This is a genomic window from Kitasatospora sp. NPDC049285 (assembly GCF_040678815.1).
Taxonomy (GTDB): Bacteria; Actinomycetota; Actinomycetes; order Streptomycetales; family Streptomycetaceae; genus Kitasatospora.
Genome location: NZ_JBFAQR010000061.1, coordinates 23,369 through 45,221 on the forward strand (window position 1 = coordinate 23,369; position 21,853 = coordinate 45,221).

Here is a 21,853-nt window from a genome sequence, read left to right on the forward strand (position 1 = left end):
GGCCGATCCGGTCAAGCCGGGCGGGCGGCACCCCGCCCGGCTCCGAATCAGCGGTCCTGCGTCATCCCGGCCCGCGGCTGGTCGGCCGCGCGCTCGCCCTTGTCGCCCTTCTCCGGCACCACGAACCGGTAGCCGACGTTGCGGACGGTGCCGATCAGCTGCTCGTTCTCGACGCCGAGCTTGGCCCGCAGCCGTCGCACGTGGACGTCCACGGTGCGGGTGCCGCCGAAGTAGTCGTAGCCCCACACCTCCTGGAGCAGCTGGGCGCGGGTGAAGACCCGGCCCGGGTGCTGGGCGAGGTACTTCAGCAGCTCGAACTCCTTGAAGGTGAGGTCGAGGACGCGGCCCTTGAGCTTGGCGGAGTAGGTGGCCTCGTCGACCGACAGGTCGCCGTTGCGGATCTCCATCGGGCTGTCGTCGCTGGCCACCTGGAGCCGGCCGGTGGCGAGCCGCAGCCGGGCCTCGACCTCGGCCGGGCCGGCGGTGTCGAGCAGGACGTCGTCGATGCCCCACTCGGCGGTGACGGCGGCCAGGCCGCCCTCGGTGACCACCAGGATCAGCGGGCAGCCGATGCCGGTGGAGCGCAGCAGTTGGCACAGGCTGCGGATCTGCGGCAGGTCACGGCGGCCGTCGACCAGGATCACGTCGGCGCTGGGGGTGTCGACCAGGGCGGACCCCTCGGCGGGGGCCACCCGGACGCTGTGCAGGAGCAGGCCGAGAGCGGGCAGCACTTCGGCGGAGGGTTGCAGCGCGTTGGTCAGCAGGAGCAGAGAACTCATACCCGGTAGTCCCCTTTCCGGGTCGTCGCGGTCACGGCCGTCGTCCGGACGGCGGCCGCGGGGCAGGGTGGTGGGAGCGCCGCAGCTCCGGCGGGGGCGTCGGTGGGCGCGGCGGCGGCGGTGTCCGACCCGGGGTCCCGCAACCCCGGGTCCACCGCTACTGCCTCGCCCATCGGCGTACCCTCCGGTCTGTCCCGCCGGGCCGACACCTCGTCGTGCGGCCGGCGGCGGGGGCGTTCCGGCGCTCCGGTGCGGGTGGGGCACCGATTCGCAAGAACGTCCGTACTGGCGTCCTGAAAGCACAAAAGGACCCGGGGGCGACTCTGCCCGGATCCCTCTTGAGGATCGAGAATAGCCGACCGGCCGCGGCTTAGGGAGAGGCGCGGGCGGGGCGCGTGAGTCGGTACGCCGTTTCGGGGGCGTGAGATGCGGCACCCCGCGCGCCCGCCGCGGCCTGGGATGTTTGCCTCGGGGTGGGGGGCGCGGGCGATGATGGGGGCCGCACCGGCCGCACCGTACGTGTACACCTGTTTCGGGTGGGCCGGCCGGCACCGGGCCGGCCGCCGTACCGGGCGAGGACGACGAGAGGGGTTGCCGTGACCGCGACCGCCGATGCCCGTACCGCGCCGCAGTCACCCGCGCGGGTGAGCGGGACGATCCGCTACTGGGCTGCCGCCAAGTCCGCCGCCGGGGTGGCCGAGGAGCCGTACCTGGCCGGCACGCTGGCCGAGGCGCTGGCCGCCGTGCGCGCCGCGCACACCGGACGGCCGGAGCTGCTGCGGGTGCTGACGATGAGTTCGTTCCTGGTCGACGGCGATCCGGTGGGCGCCCGGGACCACGCCGCGGTGGCCCTCACCGCGGGCGGCTCGGTGGAGGTGCTGCCCCCGTTCGCCGGGGGCTGATCCGCCGCCGCGGTGAAGGCGTCCGTCAACTCGGCCACCGGAACCGGCACATGCGTGCGATCGTCCTATCTGCGGACAGTCAGGGCTCCGGCACCGGAAGGCTCAGGGGAGAGTGCGATGCGTGGCGCGGTGAAGCTGCTGATCGGTCTCGGGGTGGTGGGCGCGCTGCTGGTCGGCGCGGACCGGCTGGCCGTCGGGGTGGCCGAGGACCAGGCCGCGGACGCGGTGGTCTCCTCCGGCTGGATGACCACCAAGCCGGAGGTGACCATCGACGACGTCCCCTTCCTCACCCACGCGGTGGCCGGCGAGCTCGACAAGGTGCGGCTCAGCTCGGATGGGATGACCGTCACCGACGGCCGGGAGCGGGTCACCGTGCACTCGTTCCAGGCCGAGCTGTCCGGGGTGAAGTTCTCCGACTCCTACCGCAGCGTCACGGTCGGCAGCGGCGGCGCCCGGGGCCTGGTCAGCTACGCCGACCTGGCGAAGTTCGTAAGCGGCGGCCAGCTGCTCGGCCTGGAGTACGGCGGGCCGGGCAAGGTGAAGGCCGCGATGCCCGGCGGCGCGATCGAGGGCGACCTGCACGCCGAGAACAACGCCGTGGTCGTGGACAACCTCCAACTCACCGGCATGGCCTCCCTGTTGAAGGGCGTCGCACAGGACAGACTGAAGCCGCAGCGACTCCAGCTGACCGGCCTGCCGAGCGGCCTGACGCTCTCCGCGGCGAGCCCGCAGCCGGACGGAGTGCGGCTGGAGTTCGCCCTCTCCAAGGGCACCCGGCTCGGCAGCTGACCCGCCGGACGGCCGTCCGCTTGGCGAGACGGCCTGTCCATCGCCGCCGCCGAAACGGCCCCGCGAGCCCGCTCGGCCGGTCCCCGTACGGGCGGCGGCCCGATCGGCCTACGACGGAAAGCGGCCGAATCCCAGTATCCGGATGATCGGGTCTCACTATTCGACACGCTGATGACAGCGGGGTCGCGGAGTCCCTAGCATCGTCGTCATGAAGCGACAGGCGGACCTCACGAAGCGGCGGGCGGTAGACCACTGCCGCGTGTCGAGCTGCCTCTGTCGCATGCGCTGACCGGACAATTCCGACCGGTAGTGCCCGCGTGTCCGCCCGCTGGAGCGGGTCTCAGCCGCACCGGTACGTCGGACGCGACGCGATCACACCTCTGATTCACCCCCGGCCCAGCCGTATCCCATGCCGTCCCACCATGCGGACAGGCGTGCGGACGGGCGGGTCCGGGCGCCTCCCCGAATCCCCGCAGTACCCACAGCCCCTTCCGCCAACCGCCCCCGGATGGAGAACACCCCATGAGCCGCAGCGACGTCCTGGTCGACGCCGACTGGGTCCAGGCCCGCCTGGACGAGCCGAAGGTCGTCATCGTCGAGGTCGACGAAGACACCGCCGCCTACGACAAGAACCACATCCGCAACGCGGTCCGGATCGACTGGAAGAAGGACCTCCAGGACCCGGTCCGCCGCGACTTCATCGACCAGGCCGGCTTCGAGGCGCTGCTGTCCGCCAAGGGCATCGCCAACGACGACACCGTGGTGCTGTACGGCGGCAACAACAACTGGTTCGCCTCCTACGCCTACTGGTACTTCAAGCTGTACGGCCACGGCGACGTCCGCCTGCTGGACGGCGGCCGCAAGAAGTGGGAGCTGGACTCCCGCGAGCTGGTCGTCGAGCAGCCCGAGCGTGCCGCGACCCAGTACACCGCGCAGCCGGCCGACTCCTCGATCCGCGCCTTCCGCGACGACGTGGTGAACGCGATCGGCACCCTGAACCTGGTCGACGTCCGCTCGCCCGACGAGTTCTCCGGCAAGCTGCTCGCCCCGGCGCACCTCCCGCAGGAGCAGTCGCAGCGCCCGGGCCACGTGCCGAGCGCGAAGAACATCCCGTGGGCGAAGAACGCCAACGACGACGGCACCTTCAAGAGCGACGAGGAGCTGACGGCGCTCTACCAGGCCGAGGGCGTGGACCTGGCGGTCGACACCATCGCCTACTGCCGGATCGGCGAGCGCTCCGCGCTCACCTGGTTCGTCCTGCACGAGCTGCTCGGCCAGCAGAACGTCAAGAACTACGACGGCTCCTGGACCGAGTACGGCAGCCTGGTCGGCGTGCCGATCGAGCTCGGCAACTGAGCCCCGGCTCGCGCTAAGCAAGGGAAGAGGAAGACAGACATGTGCGGTGCGAAGGCCGGCGGCCCGGACCTGGCAGGAGTTGACGTGGCGAACGAGACGATCATTCAGGGGTCCGTGACCCGGGGCGACGAGCCGGTCAACGGCTACGTGCGGCTCCTGGACGAGAACGGCGAGTTCACGGCCGAGGTGCCCACCTCGGCGACCGGGCAGTTCCGGTTCTTCGCCCGCCCGGGCAAGTGGACCCTGCGGGCCCTGGTGCCCGGCGCCACCGTGGACCGCCAGGTGGTCGCCACCCAGGGCGAGTTCACCGAGGTCGCGATCGCGGTCTGATCCGCGGCGACCCGCAGTGCCACCGGGGCCCCGGCCGTCTCCACGGCCGGGGCCCCGCGGCATACGCTGGAGGGGTGCAGGCACACCGGCGGCATGTGCGGTACTTCGTGATGATGGGCGTCTGCCTGGGGCTGTTCGTCCTCGCGTGGGGAGTGGTGCGCTTCTTCTCGGTGGGCGCGGCGATCGGGCTGTGCGTGGTCGCCATGGTGATCCCGCCGCTGGCCGCGATCCTGGCCAACCGGCGGGACCGGGACGACGACTGGTGGAACGACCCGCGCTGGGACGACCCCCGCTGGGAGCAGCCCGGCCACGACCGCGACCGCCCGGACCGGGAGGGACCGGACCGCGGGCGGCCCGACCGGGACGACGAGCGGGACGGCGGATGGGGCTGACTGGCCGTCAGTACACCAGCGCCTTGGCCTCGTCCGCCATCACCTCGGAGAGGAAGACCTGCGCGCCGGCGATCCGCACCCCGTCGATGACGTCCGCCTGGCCGATGTCGCGGCGCGCCGCGCACTGGGTGCACAGCGTCACGGTGCCCGCCGCGAGGATCGCCTCCAGCAGGTCGGGCAGCGGCGCGGAGTGCGGCAGTTCGAACTCGGCGGCCCGGCCCGGCAGCGCGAACCACGCGGATTCGCCGGTGAGCCAGAGCGAGACCTCGACGCCGCTGGCGACGGCGACCGACGCCACCGTGAACGCCTGCGAGCAGCGCTCCGGCGCGTCCGCCCCGGCGGTGACCTTGATGACCAGCTTCTTCGACATGCCCCAGAGACTACGGGCGCGGGGGCCGCCGGATAGACTCCACCGCGTAGTCACACCCCGTCGACGCCGCCAATGGGAGCGCCCCGTGTCCGGTCTTGAGATCGCCTTCGACAGCCTGCTGGCTCTGATGGCCGTGCTGATCACCTGGTTCGCCATCTTCTCCGTCATGAAGCTCTACCAGGGCCAGCGCTGACACTGCCGTACGGTTGATCCGGTAACCGCCCGACGACAGCAGCCAGGACCATGATCGAGATTCCTTCCGACCTCCACCAGGACGTCGTCCCGCTCGCCTTCCTCCTCGGCACCTGGGAGGGCGCGGGCGTCCACGACTTCCCCGGTGCGGAGAAGTGCAACTTCGGCCAGGAGATCGTCTTCCGCCACGACGGCCGGCCGTTCCTCGAGTTCCGCTCCCGCACCTGGGTGCTGGACGAGCAGGGCGAGAAGGTCCGCCCGCTGGAGATGGAGCACGCCTTCTGGCGGGTGACCAGCAACCAGCACGGCACCAGCGGTGAGCGCGAGATCGAGGTCTCCTCGGTCCGCGACGACGGCACCGTGGAGATCTGGTACGGCAAGCTGCACGACGGCAAGCCGCAGATCGACCTGGCCACCGACGCGGTCGCCCGGATCGAGGGCGCGGCCCCGTACAGCGGCGGCAAGCGGCTCTACGGCCTGGTCAAGGACGAGCTGCTGTGGGTCGGCGAGAAGGCCGCCCCCGAGGTGCCGCTGCGGCCGTACATGTCGGGTCAGCTGAAGAAGGTGCTCAACCCGGCGCAGCTGATCAAGGACGTCAACGACCTCCCGGACGACGGCATCGCCTTCTTCCGCTGAGCGCAGCAGGGACCTTCGGGTGGGGGCCGACCGGTCGGTCGGTCCCTACACTTGTCGGCACGACGTCGAACCGGGCAGGGACACCACCGTGGCGAACAGCGACACCACCGACTGGAAGGCCGACCTGCGCGAGCGCGGGTACCGCCTGACCCCGCAGCGCCAGCTGGTGCTGGAGGCCGTCGACGTGCTCGACCACGCCACCCCGGACGAGATCCTGGCGCAGGTCCGCAAGACCGCCAGCGGCGTCAACATCTCCACCGTCTACCGGACCTTGGAGCTGCTCGAGGAACTCGGCCTGGTCTCGCACGCCCACCTCGGCCACGGCGCCCCGACCTACCACCTGGCGGGCCGGCACACCCACCTGCACCTGGTCTGCCGCGACTGCGACAAGGTCACCGAGACCGACACCGCGATCGCCGCGCCGCTCATCGACAGCCTGCGCGACGAGCACGGATTCGACACCGACCTGAAGCATTTCGCCATCTTCGGCCGCTGTGCCGACTGCACCGCCAAGTCGGAGCGGGACCGGTCGTAAGCTGGCCGGTATGAAGAGCCCGCTGCTTGACCTGCCCGGCGCCGTTGCGGCCGAAGGACCCGACGAGGGCGTCGCCGCCCACTACGGCGACCTGTTCCGCGAGCAGCGCGCGCTGGCGGCGGGCCGCGGCTTCACCGACCTGTCGCACCGCGGCGTGGTCACCGTCAGCGGTCCGGACCGGCTGACCTGGCTGCACGCGCTGCTCACCCAGCACGTCAGCGAACTCCCGGCCGGCCGCGCCACCGAGGCGCTGGTGCTCTCCCCGCACGGGCACGTGGAGCACGCGCTCTACCTGGTCGACGACGGCGCCACCACCTGGATCCACGTCGAGCCGGGCACCGCGCCCGCGCTGGTGCGGTACCTGGAGTCGATGAAGTTCTGGAGCCAGGTCGAGATCGCCGACGCCACCGCCGACTACGCGGTGCTCTTCCTGCCGGCCGGCTCGACCGCCTCCGCCGAGGGGGCCGCGGCCGTCCGGGAACTCCCGTGGGGGCGCGACCTGTTCGTGCCGCGCGCGGAACTCGCCGCGGTGGCCGCGGAGTTCGGCCCGGCCGCGGGGATCTGGGCGTACGAGGCGCTGCGCATCGAGGGGCACCGGCCGCGGCTCGGCTTCGAGACCGACCACCGGACCATCCCGCACGAGGTGGACTGGCTGGACAGCGCGGTGCACCTGAACAAGGGCTGCTACCGCGGCCAGGAGACCGTCGCCCGGGTGCACAACCTGGGCCGCCCGCCGCGCCGGCTGGTCTTCCTGCACCTGGACGGCACCGAGGAGAAGCTGCCCGCGCACGGCGCCGAGGTCCGGGTGGAGGGCCAGGACCGCCCGGTCGGCTTCGTCACCTCCGCGGCCCGGCACCACGAGCTCGGCCCGATCGCGCTGGCCCTGGTGAAGCGCAACACCCCGGTGGACGCGGTGCTGCTGGCCGACGGTGTGCCCGGCAGCCAGGACGTCATCGTCCCGGCCTGACCGGGCCGCTGACGGGGGCTCAGACCTCCAGCAGCACGGTGAACGGGCCGTCGTTGACCAGCGACACCTTCATGTCCGCGCCGAACCGGCCGGTCTCCACCTTGGCGCCGAGCGCCCGCAGCTCGGCCACCACCGCGTCCACCAGCGGCTCGGCGACCGGGCCGGGCGCGGCGGCGTTCCAGGTGGGGCGGCGGCCCTTGCGGGCGTCGCCGTAGAGCGTGAACTGGCTGATCACCAGCAGCGGGGCGCCCAGTTCGGAGCAGGACCGCTCGGGCTCGCCGGGGAACAGCCGCAGCGTCCACAGCTTGCGGGCCAGCTGCGCGGCCCGCTCCGCGGTGTCCTCGTGGGTGACCCCGACCAGGACGCACAGCCCCGGGCCCTCGATCGCCCCGACCGTCTCGCCGTCCACCACCACGGCCGCCTCGGCGACCCGCTGCACCACTGCTCGCATGCCGCCATTGTGCCCGCAGCCCCCCACCGGGGGCGCACGGCCTCCGCTTGCGCGCGGGGGTCGCGCGTGGAGCGCCCCGATCCGTGCAGGTGAACCCGGCGCACGGATTCGTCGTACTAGCCACGGCCTTACGCCATGCGGCCGTTCGGGTACTCGGGCGTGCGGCCGAAGGTCCCGGGGTGGCACGCTGTCGGACGGCGCGGGCCGGCGACGCCCCCCAGGGGGCATCCGCCGTCCCGGCGAACCGCGTCACCCGCACGAGTGGCGTCGCCCGCAGGGGGGAACCCTGGGTGGCGTGCGTCCGTGCTACCGGGCGGGCACTGGGGACTACGGCAGGTGGTTGGGTTGATGGACGTGAGCGGTACCGCGGTCGACGGCCTGCCCGGCCTCGCGCTGGAGGAACTGCGGGTCCGGCGCCGGGACGCCCTGGAGCAGGAGGCCGACCTGTCCTACCTGCGCCGCCTGCTGCACGGCCGGCTGGACATCCTGCGCGCCGAGCTGGACCGCCGCGAGGTGCCGCTGGCCGGCGCCAGCGAGGCGCAGTGCGCGCTGCTGGAGCGGCTGCCCGCGATCCTCGCCGACGCCCCGTCCGCGACGCCCCGTCCGGCCCGGCACGTCACCCTCGGCCCGCCGCGCGGCGAGCGCTACCAGCAGGAGGCGGACGCCCTGATGGGCGACGTCCGGCTGGCGGACCTGGCCGCGCACGCGACCGCCGACCTGCTGGCCGCGATCGAGCGCCTGGCCGAGCACGAGCGGGAGGTCTCCGGCCGCCGCCAGGCGCAGCAGCGCACCGCCGACGACTGCGGCGCGGAGATCACCCGCAGGTACCGTGAAGGGGAGGCCCGGGTCGACGACCTGCTCAGCGGAGGCTGAGCGGCAGGACGCGGCAGGGGCCCACCCACCCTCACCGCACGTCGTCCTGGAGTCCCCCCGTGTCGCAGTTCGCCCTGCCCGCCCTCGCCGAGGTCATACGCTCCGGCTTCACCGAGGGCCGCCACCGCGGCTCACTGGTCCTGCTCGGCGCCGACGGCGGCGTCGAGTTCGCCCTCGGCCGTCCCGAGGACCCGGTCTTCCCGCGCTCCACCGCCAAGCCCTTCCAGGCCGTCGCCACCCTGCGGGCCGGACTGGGGCTGCGCGGCGAGCAGCTGGCGCTGGCCGCCTCCAGCCACTCCGCAGAACCGTTCCACCGCGCCGCGGTACGGAGGATCCTGGCCGACGCCGGGCTCACCGAGGCCGCCCTGCAGACCCCCGCCGACCTGCCGCTGGACCAGGTCGAGGCGGAGGAGCTGCTGCGCTCCGGCGGGGAGCGCGCCCCGATCATGATGGACTGCTCCGGCAAGCACGCCGGCTGGCTGGCCGCCTGCGCCGCCAACGGCTGGGACCTGGACGGCTACCTGGACGCCGAGCACCCGATCCAGCGGCTGGCCCGCACCGCGCTGGAGGAGGCCGTCGGCGAGCGCGCCGCGCACACCGGCACCGACGGCTGCGGCGCCCCGCTGCTGGCCGTCTCGCTGACCGGCCTGGCCCGCGGCTACCGCGCGCTGGTGCTGGCCGGGTCCGACACCCCGCAGCGGCAGGTCGCCGACGCGATGCGCGCCCACCCCGAGTACGTGGCCGGCACCCGCCGCGCCGACACCTGGCTGATGCGCGCGGTGCCCGGCGCGCTCTCCAAGATGGGCGCGGAGGCGGTCCAGGTGGTCGCCCTCGCCGACGGCCGGGCCCTCGCCTTCAAGATCGAGGACGGTGCGGAGCGCGCCCGCGGCCCGGTGCTGGCCGCCGCGCTGGCCCGGCTCGGCGTCGACGACCCGGTGCTGGAGCGGATCGGCAGCGCCCCGCTGCACGGCGGCGGCGAGGTGGTCGGCGCGGTCCGCGCGGCGTTCTGACGCCCCGTCGGACGCGGCCGGGATGCCCGCGCGGGCGGTTCGGTGCACGGTGGACGGCGGGGGAGTGCCCAACCCACCGCCGCACAGGGAGAAGTCGCCATGACCGACCACGTCTACCGGGTCACCGAGATCGTCGGGTCCTCGCAGGAAGGTGTGGACGCCGCCATCCGCAACGGCGTCGCCCGCGCCGGCCGCACGCTGCGCAACCTGGACTGGTTCGAGGTGGTCCAGGTCCGCGGCCATCTCAAGGACGGGGAGATCGAGCACTACCAGGTCGGCCTGAAGGTCGGCTTCCGGCTCGACGACGAGGACTGAGGCCCCCGGGGCCCGTTCGACAACGCAGGGGCGGGAGTCCGGTCCGGACTCCCGCCCCTGGTGTGCACGGGGGGACGACGGATCAGTGGCCGCCCTGGTCCTGGAGGCGCTTGATCGAGGCCTCGATCTCGGCCTCGGCCTCGGCCCGGCCGACCCAGTCGGCGCCCTGGACGGACTTGCCGGGCTCCAGGTCCTTGTAGACCTCGAAGAAGTGCTGGATCTCCAGGCGGTCGAACTCCGACACGTGCTGGATGTCCTGCAGGTGCTCCCAGCGCGGGTCGGTCGCCGGGACGCACAGCAGCTTGTCGTCGCCGCCGGCCTCGTCGGTCATGTGGAACATGCCGATGGCGCGGCACTTGATCAGGCAGCCGGGGAAGGTCGGCTCCTCCAGGATCACCAGCGCGTCCAGCGGGTCGCCGTCGTCCGCGAGGGTGCCCTCGACGTAGCCGTAGTCGGCCGGGTAGCGGGTCGAGGTGAAGAGCATGCGGTCCAGACGGAGGCGACCGGTCTCATGGTCGACCTCGTACTTGTTGCGCGAGCCCTTCGGGATCTCGATCAGGACGTCGAACTCCAACGGTTCCTCCAAGGGTTGGGACTGACAGAATCCAAGTGTCTCCTACGGCAAGGTGTGCTCAGGAAAGGGGCCGGTCGGTGAGATCAGGGGCAGGGGCGGGACGCGGACGCAGAGCCGCGCTCGCGGGTGTGCTGGGGGTCGCGCTGGCGGCCGGCGGGCTGACCGTCGCCGATCCGGCGCTGGCGCAGCCCTCACCGGGGCCCAGCCGCTCGGACGGGCACGCCAAGAAGGCCGGGGACGGCGACTCCCAGGGCGGCAAGGGCGGCGGCGGCAACGGGCACGGCGACGGGCAGTCGAACCACCGGAACGCCCGGCGCCGCGCGGTGCCGCTGAAGGGCCCGGTGCTGAGCGCCGGGGACGGCGCGGACAGCAAGGCGCCGAGCGGCGCCGGGCTGCAGTCCGCGCTCGGCGCGACCGTGCAGGACAAGTCGCTGGGCGCGCTCAGCTTCGCCGTCGCCGACTCCGCCACCGGCCAGTTCCTGTTCGGCTCGCAGGAGACCAGCCCGGCCACCCCGGCCTCCACCACCAAGCTCGCCACCTCGGTCGCCGCGCTCGCGCTGCTGCCCGCCGACCACCGGATCGCCACCACCGTGGTGCGCGGCGCCAACCCCGGCGAGATCACCCTGGTCGGCGGCGGCGACCCGACGATCACCGCGCTCCCCGCCGACCAGGTCAGGGTCGGCGGCGCCCCGGTCGACCCGGACAGCGCGCCCGCCTCGATGGCCGAGCTCGCGCACCGCACCGCCCAGGCCCTGAAGGCGGCCGGCACCACCTCGGTGAAGCTGTCGTACGACACCTCGCTGTACACGGGTCCGCTGCTGCACAAGGACCACGACGCGATGAACATCGCCGCGGTCACCCCGCTGATGGTCGACGAGGGCCGGATCGACCCGCGCTCGCCCGACGAGGCCCCGGCCCGGGTGTTCGACCCGGCCGGGCAGGCCGCCGACTCCTTCGCCGCGTTCCTGAAGGCCGAGGGCATCACCGTCCAGGCCAAGCCCGCGCAGGCGACCGCCCCGGCCGGCGCCGCCGAACTGGCCCGGGTGGAGTCGCCGACCATCCAGCGCCTGGTGGAGCGGCTGCTCACCACCTCCGACAACACCCTGGCCGAGGCGGTGGCCCGGCAGACCGCGATCGCCGCCAAGCAGCCCGCCAGCTTCGACGGCGGCGTCGCCGCGGTCACCGGCGCGCTGACCAAGCTCGGCGTGCCGCTGGCCGGCGTGGTGCTCACGGACGGAAGCGGCCTGGCCAAGGCCAACCTGATCCCGCCGATCACCCTGGTCAAGCTGCTCGCGGCGGCCGCCTCCCCGGACCACCCGGAGCTGCGCCCGGTGATCACCGGCCTGCCGATCGCCGGGTTCACCGGCACCCTGGTCAACCGCTTCGGCGCCAAGTCCGGCGCCGCCGAGGCGGCCGGCATCGTGCGCGCCAAGACCGGCACCCTGCAGGGCGTCAACACGCTGGCCGGCACCGTGGTCGACGCGGACGGCCGGGTGCTGGCGTTCGCGCTGATGACCAAGACCACCGCCGACCCGAACACCGCCCGGGCCGCGGTCGACCGGATCGTGGCCCGGATCGCGGCCTGCGGCTGCGGGTGAGCCGGCGATGATCCGGCCGGTCCGGTTCCCTCCCCCGCGCGGGGACGAGCACGTACGGTGAGGGCATGACGAGCGCGAGCGGCGGTGCGGAGATGGTCGACTGGGAACTCGCGGTCGCGACGGCGACCCGGTTGGCCAGATCCGGGCCCCAGATCGGCCGCGAGGAGGCCCGCACGGCCGTCGCCGAGCTGCGCCGGCACGCGGTCGAGGCCGAGCGGCACGTGCGCGCGTACACGCAGCTGGCGTCGACCGGGCTGGCCGACGGCCCGGGTACGCCGGTGCTGGTGGTGGACCGGCCCGGCTGGGTGCGGGCCAACGTGGCGGGTTTCCGCACCGTGGTCCGGCCGCTGGTGGCCAAGCTCGCCGCCCGTCGCAGCGAGGGGCAGACCGCGGCGGTGTTCGGCGCCCTCGGCGCCAAGGCCACCGGGGTCGAGCTCGGCGCGGTGCTGGCGATCCTCTCCGGCAAGGTGCTGGGGCAGTACGAGACCTTCGCGCCGGCCGAGCTGCCGAGCGCCCCCGACAGCCCGGCCGGCCTGTTCGACCAGCCCCGCCGCGGCCTGACCACCCCGCCGGGGCGGCTGCTGCTGGTCGCGCCGAACATCGTCCAGGTCGAGCGGGAACTGGACGTCGACCCGCACGACTTCCGGCTGTGGGTGTGCCTGCACGAGGAGACCCACCGCACCCAGTTCACCGCGGTGCCCTGGCTGCGCGACCACATCCAGTCCGAGGTGCAGGACTTCCTGCTGCAGACCGACGTCGACCCGGCCGCGGTGCTGGAGCGGCTGCGGGACGCCCTCGGCGGCATCCCCGGCCTCGGCCCGCGCGGCAACGGCTCGGCCGGCGGCGGCCTGACCGAGCTGGTGCAGACCCCCGCCCAGCGGGAGATCCTGGCCCGGCTCACCGCGGTGATGTCGCTGCTGGAGGGCCACGCGGACGTGGTGATGGACGGTGTGGGACCCGCGGTGGTGCCCTCGGTGGCGGAGATCCGGGAGAAGTTCCAGCGCCGCCGCGACCGCGGCAGCGGCCGGCTCGACCTGGCGCTGCGCCGGCTGCTCGGGATGGACGCCAAGCTGCGGCAGTACCAGGACGGCGCGGTGTTCGTGCGCGGCGTGGTGGAGCGGGTCGGGATGACCGGCTTCAACCGGGTGTGGACCTCCCCGAACACGCTGCCCACCAAGGACGAGATCCACGACCCGGCGGCCTGGGTGGCCCGGGTGGTGGGCTGACGGGGCGCACCACCCGCTCGCACGGCCGACTCGTACACCTGGCGGCAGGCGTAACGTTTCTTCATTCACCCGTACGTGGGACGGTGGATACGCCGTTGGCGCGGGTGTCGTGGCCGGTCGCCGGAGTCTGCGACCATCTGTGAGCGCCTGGTGACCGAGAGCTGACAGGCGGTCCCGTACTTCCCTCCGCCAAGGAGAGCACACCCATGGGCCCACACCCCGCTGTCGCGGCGATACGCCTCGCCGTCCGCCGCACCCTCGCCGAACTCGCCGCCGAAGCGGGCGTCACCCCCGGCGGCCCGGTCCGCGCCCGCGGCGTGTCCGCCGCCGTCGCGGCCGCGCCGATGCCCGCGCTGGCGGGCACCGCCGCCGCGCCGACCACGCTGATCGGCAACGCCCGCCGCCACCCCTCCGGGCTGCCCCGCACCCCCGCCGCGCCGGGCTCCCCGCTGGTGCTGGTCGCGGTCTCGGGCGGGGCCGACTCGATGGCGCTGGCCACCGCGACCGCCTTCGAGGCCCCCAAGCTCGGCCTGCGGGTCGGCGCGGTCACCGTCGACCACGGCCTGCAGGACGGCTCCGCCGAACGCGCCGAGCAGGTCGCCGTCCGGCTGCGCGAACTCGGCCTCGACCCGGTGGAGGCCGTCCCGGTGCTGGTCGGCCGCGAGGGCGGCCCGGAGAACGCCGCCCGGGAGGCCCGCTACGCCGCGCTGGACGCCGCCGCCGAGCGGTACGGGGCGCTGGCGGTGCTGCTCGGCCACACCCGCGACGACCAGGCGGAGACCGTGCTGCTGGGCCTGGCCCGCGGCTCCGGCGCCCGCTCGCTGGCCGGGATGCCCGCGCAGAAGGGCCGCTACCGGCGCCCGCTGCTGGAGCTCGACCGGGCCGCCACCCGGCAGGCGTGCACCGCGCAGGCCATCCCGGTGTGGGACGACCCGCACAACACCGACCCCGCCTACACCCGTTCCCGGGTCCGCCACGAGGTGCTGCCGGTGCTGGAGAAGCACCTCGGCGGCGGCGTGGTGGAGGCCCTGGCCCGCACCGCCCGGCTGTTCCGCGACGACGCCGACGCCCTCGACCAGTGGGCCGCCCTGGCCGAGCGCGACCTCCGAACGGCCGAGGGCGCCCTGGACGTCGGCAAGCTCGCCGAACTGCCCCCCGCGGTCCGCCGCCGCGTGCTGCGCCGGGCCGCGCTGCGCGCGGGCTGCCCGGCCGGCGACCTGTTCGCCCGGCACCTGGAGAGCGTGGACCTGCTGGTCACCGGCTGGCGCGGCCAGGGGCCGCTGCACCTACCCGGGGGCGTCGAAGCCGTCCGCCGGTGTGGCACGCTGGTGTTTCGGCGGCAGGGCGACTGAGCACGAACCGGTCGTACCGCCGCCGCCGAACCCGACTCCGAGCGTTTGAGGACGTATCCCCGGTGGACCAGAACGACATGGGCGCAGACCTCGCGAAGGTGCTCATCAGCAAGGACGAGATCGACGCCAAGCTGGTGGAGCTGGCCGCGCGGATCGACCAGGACTACGCCGGGAAGGACCTCCTGCTGGTCGGCGTCCTGAAGGGCGCCGTGATGGTGATGGCCGACCTGGCCCGGGCCCTGCACAGCCAGGTGACCATGGACTGGATGGCGGTCTCCTCGTACGGCATGGGCACCAAGTCCTCCGGCGTGGTGCGGATCCTCAAGGACCTGGACACCGACATCGCCGGCAAGGACGTGCTGATCGTCGAGGACATCATCGACTCCGGCCTGACCCTGTCCTGGCTGCTGGGCAACCTGGGCTCGCGCGGCCCGGCCTCGCTGAAGGTGTGCACCCTGCTGCGCAAGCCGGACGCCGCCAAGGTGGAGATCGACGTGGAGTACGTCGGCTTCGACATCCCCAACGAGTTCGTGGTCGGCTACGGCCTGGACTACGCCGAGAAGCTGCGCAACCTGCCGTTCATCGGCACGCTCGCGCCGCACGTCTACGGCGGCTGAACCGTTCGGGCGACGGGTGGGAACAGTGCCCTGTTCCCACCCGTTGTGCGGGGGTAGGAAAATAGACCGCACCGTAGTGGCCCCGCCGCAAGCGGGGGTGCCTGCGGTACGGTCCAATCAACCGCTCGTCTTACGAGCACATACCGGATGCGCCGAGGCCCACAGCCGTACAGCGCCCGTTGAATGGCAGGAGGGACGGGGCGGCGACGCCCCGCATGGATGGACGTCAAGCGATACTTCCGTGCGCCGATCATGTGGGTCGTGCTGGCCGCCCTCGCCGTGTTCGCACTGATGCAGCTCGTCTCGGATTCGAGCGGCTACAAGACTGCGGACACCGGGCAGATCGTCAGCGCGATCGACAACAACCAGGTGAAGTCGGCGCAGCTCACCACTGGTGACTCGAACCTGATCAAGATCCAGCTGCAGGACGGCCAGAAGCTGAAGGCGGGGGGCAACGGCAAGTCGCCCTCCGGCACCCGCTTCCAGGCCTCCTACACCGGCGACGGCTCGGCCACCCAGCTGTCCCAGAAGCTGCAGGACAAGTACGCCGCCGGGCAGATCAGCGACGGTTACACCGTCAGCCCCGAGAAGCAGTCGACCTTCGTCAGCCTGCTGTTCTCGATGCTGCCGATCGTGATCATCGTCGTGGTCTTCCTGTTCCTGATGAACCAGATGCAGGGCGGCGGCTCCCGGGTCATGCAGTTCGGCAAGTCCAAGGCCAAGCTGCTCACCAAGGACACCCCGAAGACCACCTTCGCGGACGTCGCGGGCGCCGACGAGGCGGTCGAGGAGCTCCACGAGATCAAGGAGTTCCTGCAGGAGCCGGCCAAGTTCCAGGCGGTCGGCGCCAAGATCCCCAAGGGCGTGCTGCTGTACGGCCCGCCCGGCACCGGCAAGACCCTGCTGGCCCGCGCCGTCGCGGGCGAGGCGGGCGTGCCGTTCTACTCGATCTCCGGTTCCGACTTCGTCGAGATGTTCGTCGGCGTCGGCGCCAGCCGGGTCCGCGACCTGTTCGAGCAGGCCAAGGCCAACGCCCCGGCGATCATCTTCGTCGACGAGATCGACGCCGTCGGCCGGCACCGCGGTGCGGGCCTCGGCGGCGGCCACGACGAGCGCGAGCAGACCCTCAACCAGCTGCTGGTCGAGATGGACGGCTTCGACGTCAAGGGCGGCGTCATCCTGATCGCCGCCACCAACCGCCCCGACATCCTGGACCCGGCGCTGCTGCGCCCCGGCCGCTTCGACCGCCAGATCGCGGTCGACCGTCCGGACCTCCAGGGCCGCCTGGACATCCTCAAGGTGCACCAGAAGGGCAAGCCGATCGCGCCCGACGTCGACCTCTCCGCGGTCGCCAAGCGCACCCCCGGCTTCACCGGCGCCGACCTGTCGAACGTGCTGAACGAGGCGGCGCTGCTCACCGCGCGCTCCGAGAGGAAGCTGATCGACAACCAGATGCTGGACGAGGCGATCGACCGCGTCGTGGCCGGTCCGCAGAAGCGTTCGCGGATCATGTCCGACAAGGAGAAGAAGATCACCGCGTACCACGAGGGCGGCCACGCCCTGGTCGCGGCGGCCTGCAACTACTCCGACCCGGTGCACAAGATCACCATCCTGTCCCGGGGCCGCGCCCTCGGTTACACGATGGTGCTGCCGGACGAGGACAAGTACTCGACCACCCGCAACGAGATGCTCGACCAGCTCGCCTACATGCTGGGCGGCCGGGCGGCGGAGGAACTGGTCTTCCACGACCCGACCACCGGCGCCTCGAACGACATCGAGAAGGCCACCGGCACCGCCCGGGCGATGGTCACCCAGTACGGCATGAGCGAGCGCCTCGGCGCGATCAAGTTCGGCTCCTCCGACTCCGAGCCCTTCCTGGGCCGCGAGATGGGCCACCAGCGCGACTACTCGGAAGAGGTCGCCGGGCTGGTGGACGAGGAGGTCAAGAAGCTGATCGAGACGGCGCACAACGAGGCCTGGGAGATCCTGGTCGAGAACCGCGACGTGCTCGACAACCTGGTCCTCGAACTGCTGGAGAAGGAGACGCTGAACAAGGAGCAGATCGCCGAGATCTTCACTCCGGTCATCAAGCGTCCCCCGCGTCCGGCGTGGACCGGCTCGGCCCGCCGCACCCCGTCCACCCGGCCGCCGGTGCAGTCGCCGAAGGAGCTGGCGCTGACCAACGGCGCCGCGCCGAGCTCGGTGGACCCGGTCGACGTGGTCAAGCTGCCGCCGGTCGACGGCGGCCAGGTCGAGAGCTGATCGTTCGACCACCTGTTCGGAATGGATGCCGCGTTTCCCGGGTTTGTACCCTGGAGGCGCGGCATTCGTGCTGCACGGACCTTTGATCCCGACTGACGAGCAGCGAGGCACGCATGATCGACCCGGTGACGCTCGACGGTGAGTCGACCGTCGGCACCTTCGACCAGAAGCGGGCCGAGAACGCCGTCCGCGAACTGCTGCTCGCGGTCGGCGAGGACCCGGACCGCGAGGGGCTGCTGGAGACCCCGGCCCGGGTGGCCCGCGCCTACAAGGAGATATTCGCGGGCCTGTGGCAGGAGCCGGAGGACGTCCTCACCACCACCTTCGACCTCGGCCACGACGAGATGGTGCTGGTCAAGGACATCGAGGTGTTCTCGACCTGCGAGCACCACCTGGTGCCGTTCCGCGGCGTGGCCCACGTCGGCTACATCCCGTCCACCAGCGGCAAGATCACCGGCCTGTCCAAGCTGGCCCGGCTGGTCGACGTGTTCGCCCGCCGCCCGCAGGTGCAGGAGCGGCTGACCAGCCAGGTCGCCGACTCGCTGATGCGGATCCTGGAGCCGCGCGGGGCGATCGTGGTGATCGAGTGCGAGCACATGTGCATGTCGATGCGGGGCATCCGCAAGCCGGGCGCGAAGACGCTGACCTCCGCGGTCCGCGGCCAGCTGCGCGACCCCGCCACCCGCGCCGAGGCGATGAGCCTGATCATCGGGCGCTAGGCGTCGTCCGAAGGGCGCGCCCCAGGCAGGCGGCCGGGCCGTCAGCTGCGCGGTTCGCGGTCCTGCGGCGGTGCGAGGTGGTCGCTGAGCCACTCCAGGGCGGCTGGCAGCTCGCGGCGCCAGGTCTCGAAGGAGTGGCCGCCGTCGGGCAGCAGCAGCGAGTCGACCTGGAACTCCGGGTGCGCGGCGGCGACCTGCCGGGCGGTGGCGAGGAACTGCTCGGTGGCCGGGTAGTCGTCCTCGGTCCTGGTGGAGACCACCAGCAGGCCGACCCGCGGCGCGGGCAGGTTCTTCAGCCGCCAGCCCAGGTCGGACTGCCGGGCGGCGGCGGCGTCGCCGCGGAACAGGTCGCCGTCGGTCCACCGGTCGTCGGGCACGGTGTAGTCGGCGTGCAGGCCGGCCGCGCTCTCGTACGAGCCGGGGTAGCGCATGGCCAGCCGCAGGGCGCAGCTGCCGCCGGTGGAGTAGCCGAGCACGCCCCAGGAGCCGGCCGCCCGGCCGACCCGGTAGGCGGAGCGCACCGCGGTGGGGATGTCCTTGGCGAACCAGGTCTCGGTCTTCGGGCCGCCGGGGACGTCCACGCACTCGGTGTCGCGGGGCGGGGCGACGGTGGGGCGGGCCATCACGATGACGGTGGGGGCGAGCCGGCCGGTGCGCTGGAGGTCGGCGGCGGCCTGCGGCAGCTTCAGGCTGTCGAGCAGGTGCAGCGAGGGGCCGGGGTAGCCGGCCAGGGCGAGGATCACGGGGAAGCGCTCGCGGGCGTAGCGGGGGTTGAAGTACTCGGGCGGCAGGTAGACGAAGACCTGGTCGGACAGGCCGGACTCGGGGCCGGTGATCCGCACCGAGTCGACCCGGCCGACCTCCTCCGGCTTGCCGGGCGGCAGCACGTCCGGCACGGCCTCCAGGCCGCCCTCGGCGGTGGGCTGGACCAGCGCGGTGTGGTCGGGCGCCGCGCCGGGGGAGTGGGCGGCCAGGGCGAGCGGGGCGCCGCCGGGGCGCAGCAGGTCGTTCCAGGAGGTGTAGAAGCCGTAGCTGTTGTTGACCGACAGCAACAGCACGGAGAGCACCGCGAGTTGGGTGACCGTCAGCAGGGCCAGCCGGCCCAGGACGGGGAGCGGGCGCTGGCGGGCCAGCCGGGGCCACAGCCAGAGGGTGGCGACCAGTCCGGCGGTGGCCGCCGCGATCAGCGTGTACACCAGTGCCCGGCTGGTGAGCTCCATGCCCGGTCCCTCCTCGACGGCCGCCCGGCAGAGGATCATCGTCATCTGACGAACCGTCGGTAGCCACCCGTAGTACTCTGACCGGGCGTCGGAAACCAGTGCGAACCAGCGCCTGTGCCGACCGCAACCGAGGCTCTAGAATGCGGCGTCCATCATGTGGGACGTCCGGCCCGAGTGGCTCTTGAACGTTCTATGGACGCCCCTTGACGTGCGGATTGCCAGACAAAGGAACAGTCATGAAGGTCCATCACGGCCCCGCTCGCGGGGTGCGCGGCCAGTGCCCGGGTGCCTCTAGGCTGAGCTTTTATGAGCGTAACCGTGCCCGCTGAGACGACGTCCGAGGAGCCCCGTCCCAGGGGTCTGCGAGCGCTGCGCAGCCAGGCGGCCGCGGTGCCGCGGCCGTGGCTGCCCGGCGTGGTCGGGTACGCCACGATGCTGATCGGTCTGATCGACATCGCCTGCGCGATCTTCCCCAAGCTGCGGTTCACCCGGATGCACAACTGGGCGGGCCAACTCCCGGGCGGCACCACGTCGTTGGCCGCCGCCGGGACGCTGATGGTGGGCATGCTGCTGGTGCTGCTGGCGCACGCCCTGCGCCGCCGCAAGCGCCGCGCCTGGCGGGCGGTGTGCGTGCTGCTGCCGATCGGCGCCGCGCTGCACCTGCTGCGCTGGCACCAGGTCGGGCAGGCCGTGATCTCGCTGGCGCTGCTCGTGGTGATGGTGGTCCACCAGCGCGAGTTCTACGCCAAGGCCGACCCGCGCACCCGCTGGCGCGCCGTGGTCAACTTCCTGGTCCTCGGCACCGTCTCGGTGCTGCTGGGCCTGCTGATCGTCTCGATGCGCTGGAAGGCCGAGGTCGGCGACCCGTCGCTGTTCGCGCGCCTGGAGCACGTCGGCTACGGCCTGTTCGGGTTCGAAGGACCGATCCACTACACCTCCGACCGGATCGGCGATCTGGTCGCCTACTCGCTCGGCGCGCTCGGCCTGGTGACCGCGTTCACCACCGCCTACCTGGCGCTGCGCCCCGAGAAGCCCGAGCCGTTCCTCACCCCCGAGGACGAGCTGAAGGTGCGTGACCTGCTGGCCCGGCACGGCCGCCGCGACTCGCTCGGCTACTTCGCGCTGCGCCGCGACAAGTCGGTGCTCTTCTCGCCCTCCGGCAAGGCGGCGATCTCCTACCGGGTGGTCTCCGGCGTGATGCTCGCCTCCGGCGACCCGGTCGGCGACGTGGAGGCCTGGCCCGGCGCGATCAAGGTCTTCATGGCGATGGCCCGTGAGCACGCCTGGGTGCCCGCCGTGATGGGCTGCTCCGAGGTCGGCGGCGAGGTGTGGACCCGGGAGGCCGGGCTGGACGCGCTGGAGCTCGGCGACGAGGCGATCGTCGACACCGCCTCCTTCTCGCTCTCCGGCCGCGCGATGCGCAACGTCCGCCAGATGGTCAAGCGGATCGAGCGCAACGGCTACTCCTGCAAGGTCCGCCGGGTCGGCGACCTGACGCTGGAGGAGAAGCGGCAGATCGGCGACGCCGCCGCCCGCTGGCGCGGCACCGACACCGAGCGCGGCTTCTCGATGGCGCTGGGCCGCTTCGGCGACGTCGGCGACGACGAGTGCGTGGTGGTCACCGCGCACAAGGCCGACGAGCCCGCCGCCGACGGCGCGCCCGCGGCCGCCGGGAGCGACCTCAAGGCGGTGCTGCACTTCGTGCCGTGGGGATCGGACGGCATCTCGCTGGAGCTGATGCGGCGCGACCGCGAGGCCGACCCGGGCCTCAACGAGCTGCTCATCGTGGCGGCGCTGCAGGAGGTCGGCGCGATGGGCGTGCGCCGGGTGTCGCTGAACTTCGCGATGTTCCGCTCCGCGCTGGCCCGCGGCGAGCGGATCGGCGCCGGACCGGTGCTGCGCGCCTGGCGCGGCCTGCTGGTCTTCCTGTCCCGGTGGTTCCAGATCGAGTCGCTGTACAAGTTCAACGCCAAGTTCCAGCCCAGCTGGGAGCCCCGCTTCCTGGTCTACAAGCAGACCCGCGACCTGCCGCGGATCGGCTTCGCCGCGATGCAGGCCGAGGCCTTCATCACCCTCGGCATGCCCCGCCTGGGCCGCAAGCGCCAGCGGCAGGGCCTGATGCCCGAGCCCGCGGCGCAGCTGCACGAGGCGGCCTGAGCGGGCGTCCGATAATGGGCGTATGAGCGAGCACCTTCCCGGCCTTCCCGTCCTCGACCGTTGTGCGGTGATGGGGGTGGTCAACGTCACACCCGACTCGTTCTCGGACGGGGGGCTGTGGCTGGATCCGGCGAAGGCGGTCGCACACGGACTGGACCTGGTGGCCCGCGGGGCGGACCTGGTCGACGTCGGCGGCGAGTCGACGCGGCCGGGCGCCCAGCGGGTCACCGA

At 72.7% G+C, this 21,853-nt stretch carries 24 protein-coding genes; 19 read left to right on the forward strand and 5 right to left on the reverse strand.

Annotated elements, in window-relative coordinates; all coding sequences use genetic code 11:
• Positions 1-47 precede the first annotated feature (47 nt).
• A complete protein-coding gene (locus AB0K51_RS28650) occupies positions 48-779 on the reverse strand; it encodes a response regulator transcription factor (RefSeq protein WP_363460056.1) in 732 nt (243 codons plus the stop codon).
• A 656-nt stretch (positions 780-1,435) separates the two neighbouring features.
• Between AB0K51_RS28650 and AB0K51_RS28655 the strand changes: the two genes are divergently transcribed.
• The 5 genes from AB0K51_RS28655 (at position 1,436) to AB0K51_RS28675 (ending at position 4,548) form a co-directional block, all read left to right on the forward strand.
• Entirely contained in the window at positions 1,436-1,681 is a 246-nt protein-coding gene (locus AB0K51_RS28655) for a MoaD/ThiS family protein (protein ID WP_363460094.1), read from the forward strand.
• Between the two features lie 117 nt (positions 1,682-1,798).
• Positions 1,799-2,470, forward strand: a complete 672-nt coding sequence (locus AB0K51_RS28660) for a DUF2993 domain-containing protein (protein ID WP_363460058.1) — start codon at positions 1,799-1,801, stop codon at positions 2,468-2,470.
• Positions 2,471-2,992: 522 nt separating this feature from the next.
• Positions 2,993-3,826, forward strand: a complete 834-nt coding sequence (locus AB0K51_RS28665; RefSeq protein ID WP_363460059.1) for a sulfurtransferase — start codon at positions 2,993-2,995, stop codon at positions 3,824-3,826.
• A gap of 39 nt (positions 3,827-3,865) precedes the next feature.
• A complete protein-coding gene (locus AB0K51_RS28670) occupies positions 3,866-4,156 on the forward strand; it encodes a DUF1416 domain-containing protein (protein WP_363460061.1) in 291 nt (96 codons plus the stop codon).
• A 74-nt stretch (positions 4,157-4,230) separates the two neighbouring features.
• Positions 4,231-4,548, forward strand: a complete 318-nt coding sequence (locus tag AB0K51_RS28675) for a DUF3099 domain-containing protein (protein ID WP_363460062.1) — start codon at positions 4,231-4,233, stop codon at positions 4,546-4,548.
• Between the two features lie 7 nt (positions 4,549-4,555).
• Here the strand turns inward: AB0K51_RS28675 and AB0K51_RS28680 are convergent, their stop codons facing one another.
• Complete coding sequence (locus AB0K51_RS28680; RefSeq protein WP_363460063.1) at positions 4,556-4,918, reverse strand: DsrE family protein; 363 nt, start codon at positions 4,916-4,918, stop codon at positions 4,556-4,558.
• A gap of 243 nt (positions 4,919-5,161) precedes the next feature.
• On the opposite strand from AB0K51_RS28680, the gene AB0K51_RS28685 reads away from it, so the two are divergent.
• The 3 genes from AB0K51_RS28685 (at position 5,162) to AB0K51_RS28695 (ending at position 7,248) form a co-directional block, all read left to right on the forward strand.
• Positions 5,162-5,746, forward strand: a complete 585-nt coding sequence (locus AB0K51_RS28685; protein ID WP_363460064.1) for an FABP family protein — start codon at positions 5,162-5,164, stop codon at positions 5,744-5,746.
• A gap of 88 nt (positions 5,747-5,834) precedes the next feature.
• Positions 5,835-6,281, forward strand: a complete 447-nt coding sequence (locus tag AB0K51_RS28690) for a Fur family transcriptional regulator (protein ID WP_363460065.1) — start codon at positions 5,835-5,837, stop codon at positions 6,279-6,281.
• Between the two features lie 10 nt (positions 6,282-6,291).
• Positions 6,292-7,248 (forward strand): glycine cleavage T C-terminal barrel domain-containing protein, encoded by a 957-nt coding sequence (locus AB0K51_RS28695; protein WP_363460066.1) that lies wholly within the window; start codon positions 6,292-6,294, stop codon positions 7,246-7,248.
• A gap of 19 nt (positions 7,249-7,267) precedes the next feature.
• Here the strand turns inward: AB0K51_RS28695 and dtd are convergent, their stop codons facing one another.
• Positions 7,268-7,699: a D-aminoacyl-tRNA deacylase gene (dtd, locus tag AB0K51_RS28700; protein WP_363460067.1), complete on the reverse strand. Its 432-nt coding sequence runs from the start codon at positions 7,697-7,699 to the stop codon at positions 7,268-7,270.
• Between the two features lie 348 nt (positions 7,700-8,047).
• Here dtd and AB0K51_RS28705 point away from each other — a divergent pair, with 348 nt between their 5' ends.
• The 3 genes from AB0K51_RS28705 (at position 8,048) to AB0K51_RS28715 (ending at position 9,897) form a co-directional block, all read left to right on the forward strand.
• The gene (locus AB0K51_RS28705; protein ID WP_363460068.1) at positions 8,048-8,572 is read left to right on the forward strand and encodes an ABC transporter substrate-binding protein; all 525 of its coding nucleotides are present in this window, start codon (positions 8,048-8,050) and stop codon (positions 8,570-8,572) included.
• A gap of 59 nt (positions 8,573-8,631) precedes the next feature.
• Positions 8,632-9,582, forward strand: a complete 951-nt coding sequence (locus AB0K51_RS28710) for an asparaginase (RefSeq protein WP_363460069.1) — start codon at positions 8,632-8,634, stop codon at positions 9,580-9,582.
• A gap of 99 nt (positions 9,583-9,681) precedes the next feature.
• Complete coding sequence (locus AB0K51_RS28715; protein WP_363460070.1) at positions 9,682-9,897, forward strand: dodecin; 216 nt, start codon at positions 9,682-9,684, stop codon at positions 9,895-9,897.
• Between the two features lie 82 nt (positions 9,898-9,979).
• Here the strand turns inward: AB0K51_RS28715 and AB0K51_RS28720 are convergent, their stop codons facing one another.
• Complete coding sequence (locus AB0K51_RS28720; protein WP_363460072.1) at positions 9,980-10,471, reverse strand: inorganic diphosphatase; 492 nt, start codon at positions 10,469-10,471, stop codon at positions 9,980-9,982.
• A gap of 128 nt (positions 10,472-10,599) precedes the next feature.
• Between AB0K51_RS28720 and dacB the strand changes: the two genes are divergently transcribed.
• The 6 genes from dacB to folE all read left to right on the forward strand — a co-directional run bounded on the left by dacB (position 10,600) and on the right by folE (position 18,245).
• Positions 10,600-12,069 (forward strand): D-alanyl-D-alanine carboxypeptidase/D-alanyl-D-alanine-endopeptidase, encoded by a 1,470-nt coding sequence (gene dacB / locus AB0K51_RS28725; protein WP_363460074.1) that lies wholly within the window; start codon positions 10,600-10,602, stop codon positions 12,067-12,069.
• Positions 12,070-12,134: 65 nt separating this feature from the next.
• The gene (locus tag AB0K51_RS28730; protein ID WP_363460076.1) at positions 12,135-13,295 is read left to right on the forward strand and encodes a zinc-dependent metalloprotease; all 1,161 of its coding nucleotides are present in this window, start codon (positions 12,135-12,137) and stop codon (positions 13,293-13,295) included.
• A gap of 206 nt (positions 13,296-13,501) precedes the next feature.
• Positions 13,502-14,647, forward strand: coding sequence for a tRNA lysidine(34) synthetase TilS (gene tilS / locus AB0K51_RS28735; RefSeq protein ID WP_363460078.1), 1,146 nt, complete (start codon positions 13,502-13,504; stop codon positions 14,645-14,647).
• 62 nt (positions 14,648-14,709) lie between these two features.
• Complete coding sequence (hpt, locus tag AB0K51_RS28740; protein ID WP_014137464.1) at positions 14,710-15,264, forward strand: hypoxanthine phosphoribosyltransferase; 555 nt, start codon at positions 14,710-14,712, stop codon at positions 15,262-15,264.
• Between the two features lie 219 nt (positions 15,265-15,483).
• Positions 15,484-17,526, forward strand: a complete 2,043-nt coding sequence (gene ftsH, locus AB0K51_RS28745) for an ATP-dependent zinc metalloprotease FtsH (RefSeq protein WP_363460080.1) — start codon at positions 15,484-15,486, stop codon at positions 17,524-17,526.
• Positions 17,527-17,639: 113 nt separating this feature from the next.
• Positions 17,640-18,245 carry a GTP cyclohydrolase I FolE gene (gene folE, locus AB0K51_RS28750; RefSeq protein ID WP_363460082.1) on the forward strand — a complete coding sequence of 202 codons (606 nt, stop codon included), beginning with the start codon at positions 17,640-17,642 and terminating at the stop codon, positions 18,243-18,245.
• Positions 18,246-18,286: 41 nt separating this feature from the next.
• Here the strand turns inward: folE and AB0K51_RS28755 are convergent, their stop codons facing one another.
• On the reverse strand, positions 18,287-19,510 hold the full coding sequence (locus AB0K51_RS28755) for an alpha/beta hydrolase-fold protein (protein WP_363460084.1): 1,224 nt from the start codon (positions 19,508-19,510) through the stop codon (positions 18,287-18,289).
• A 273-nt stretch (positions 19,511-19,783) separates the two neighbouring features.
• Here AB0K51_RS28755 and AB0K51_RS28760 point away from each other — a divergent pair, with 273 nt between their 5' ends.
• A complete protein-coding gene (locus AB0K51_RS28760) occupies positions 19,784-21,622 on the forward strand; it encodes a phosphatidylglycerol lysyltransferase domain-containing protein (protein ID WP_363460086.1) in 1,839 nt (612 codons plus the stop codon).
• A gap of 22 nt (positions 21,623-21,644) precedes the next feature.
• A partial coding sequence (locus AB0K51_RS28765; RefSeq protein WP_363460088.1) for a dihydropteroate synthase occupies positions 21,645-21,853 on the forward strand: 209 nt, incomplete at its 3' end.

Bases quoted from the DNA above. Each gene is read 5' to 3' on its own strand.
- AB0K51_RS28755 (WP_363460084.1), bottom strand. From the start codon at position 19,510: ATGACGATGATCCTCTGCCGGGCGGCCGTCGAGGAGGGACCGGGCATG.
- AB0K51_RS28665 (WP_363460059.1), top strand. From the start codon at position 2,993: ATGAGCCGCAGCGACGTCCTGGTCGACGCCGACTGGGTCCAGGCCCGC.
- ftsH (WP_363460080.1), top strand. From the start codon at position 15,484: ATGGACGTCAAGCGATACTTCCGTGCGCCGATCATGTGGGTCGTGCTG.
- AB0K51_RS28685 (WP_363460064.1), top strand. From the start codon at position 5,162: ATGATCGAGATTCCTTCCGACCTCCACCAGGACGTCGTCCCGCTCGCC.
- dtd (WP_363460067.1), bottom strand. From the start codon at position 7,699: ATGCGAGCAGTGGTGCAGCGGGTCGCCGAGGCGGCCGTGGTGGTGGAC.
- AB0K51_RS28650 (WP_363460056.1), bottom strand. From the start codon at position 779: ATGAGTTCTCTGCTCCTGCTGACCAACGCGCTGCAACCCTCCGCCGAA.
- AB0K51_RS28670 (WP_363460061.1), top strand. From the start codon at position 3,866: ATGTGCGGTGCGAAGGCCGGCGGCCCGGACCTGGCAGGAGTTGACGTG.
- AB0K51_RS28695 (WP_363460066.1), top strand. From the start codon at position 6,292: ATGAAGAGCCCGCTGCTTGACCTGCCCGGCGCCGTTGCGGCCGAAGGA.
- AB0K51_RS28680 (WP_363460063.1), bottom strand. From the start codon at position 4,918: ATGTCGAAGAAGCTGGTCATCAAGGTCACCGCCGGGGCGGACGCGCCG.
- AB0K51_RS28660 (WP_363460058.1), top strand. From the start codon at position 1,799: ATGCGTGGCGCGGTGAAGCTGCTGATCGGTCTCGGGGTGGTGGGCGCG.
- AB0K51_RS28705 (WP_363460068.1), top strand. From the start codon at position 8,048: ATGGACGTGAGCGGTACCGCGGTCGACGGCCTGCCCGGCCTCGCGCTG.
- folE (WP_363460082.1), top strand. From the start codon at position 17,640: ATGATCGACCCGGTGACGCTCGACGGTGAGTCGACCGTCGGCACCTTC.
- tilS (WP_363460078.1), top strand. From the start codon at position 13,502: ATGGGCCCACACCCCGCTGTCGCGGCGATACGCCTCGCCGTCCGCCGC.
- AB0K51_RS28730 (WP_363460076.1), top strand. From the start codon at position 12,135: ATGACGAGCGCGAGCGGCGGTGCGGAGATGGTCGACTGGGAACTCGCG.
- AB0K51_RS28715 (WP_363460070.1), top strand. From the start codon at position 9,682: ATGACCGACCACGTCTACCGGGTCACCGAGATCGTCGGGTCCTCGCAG.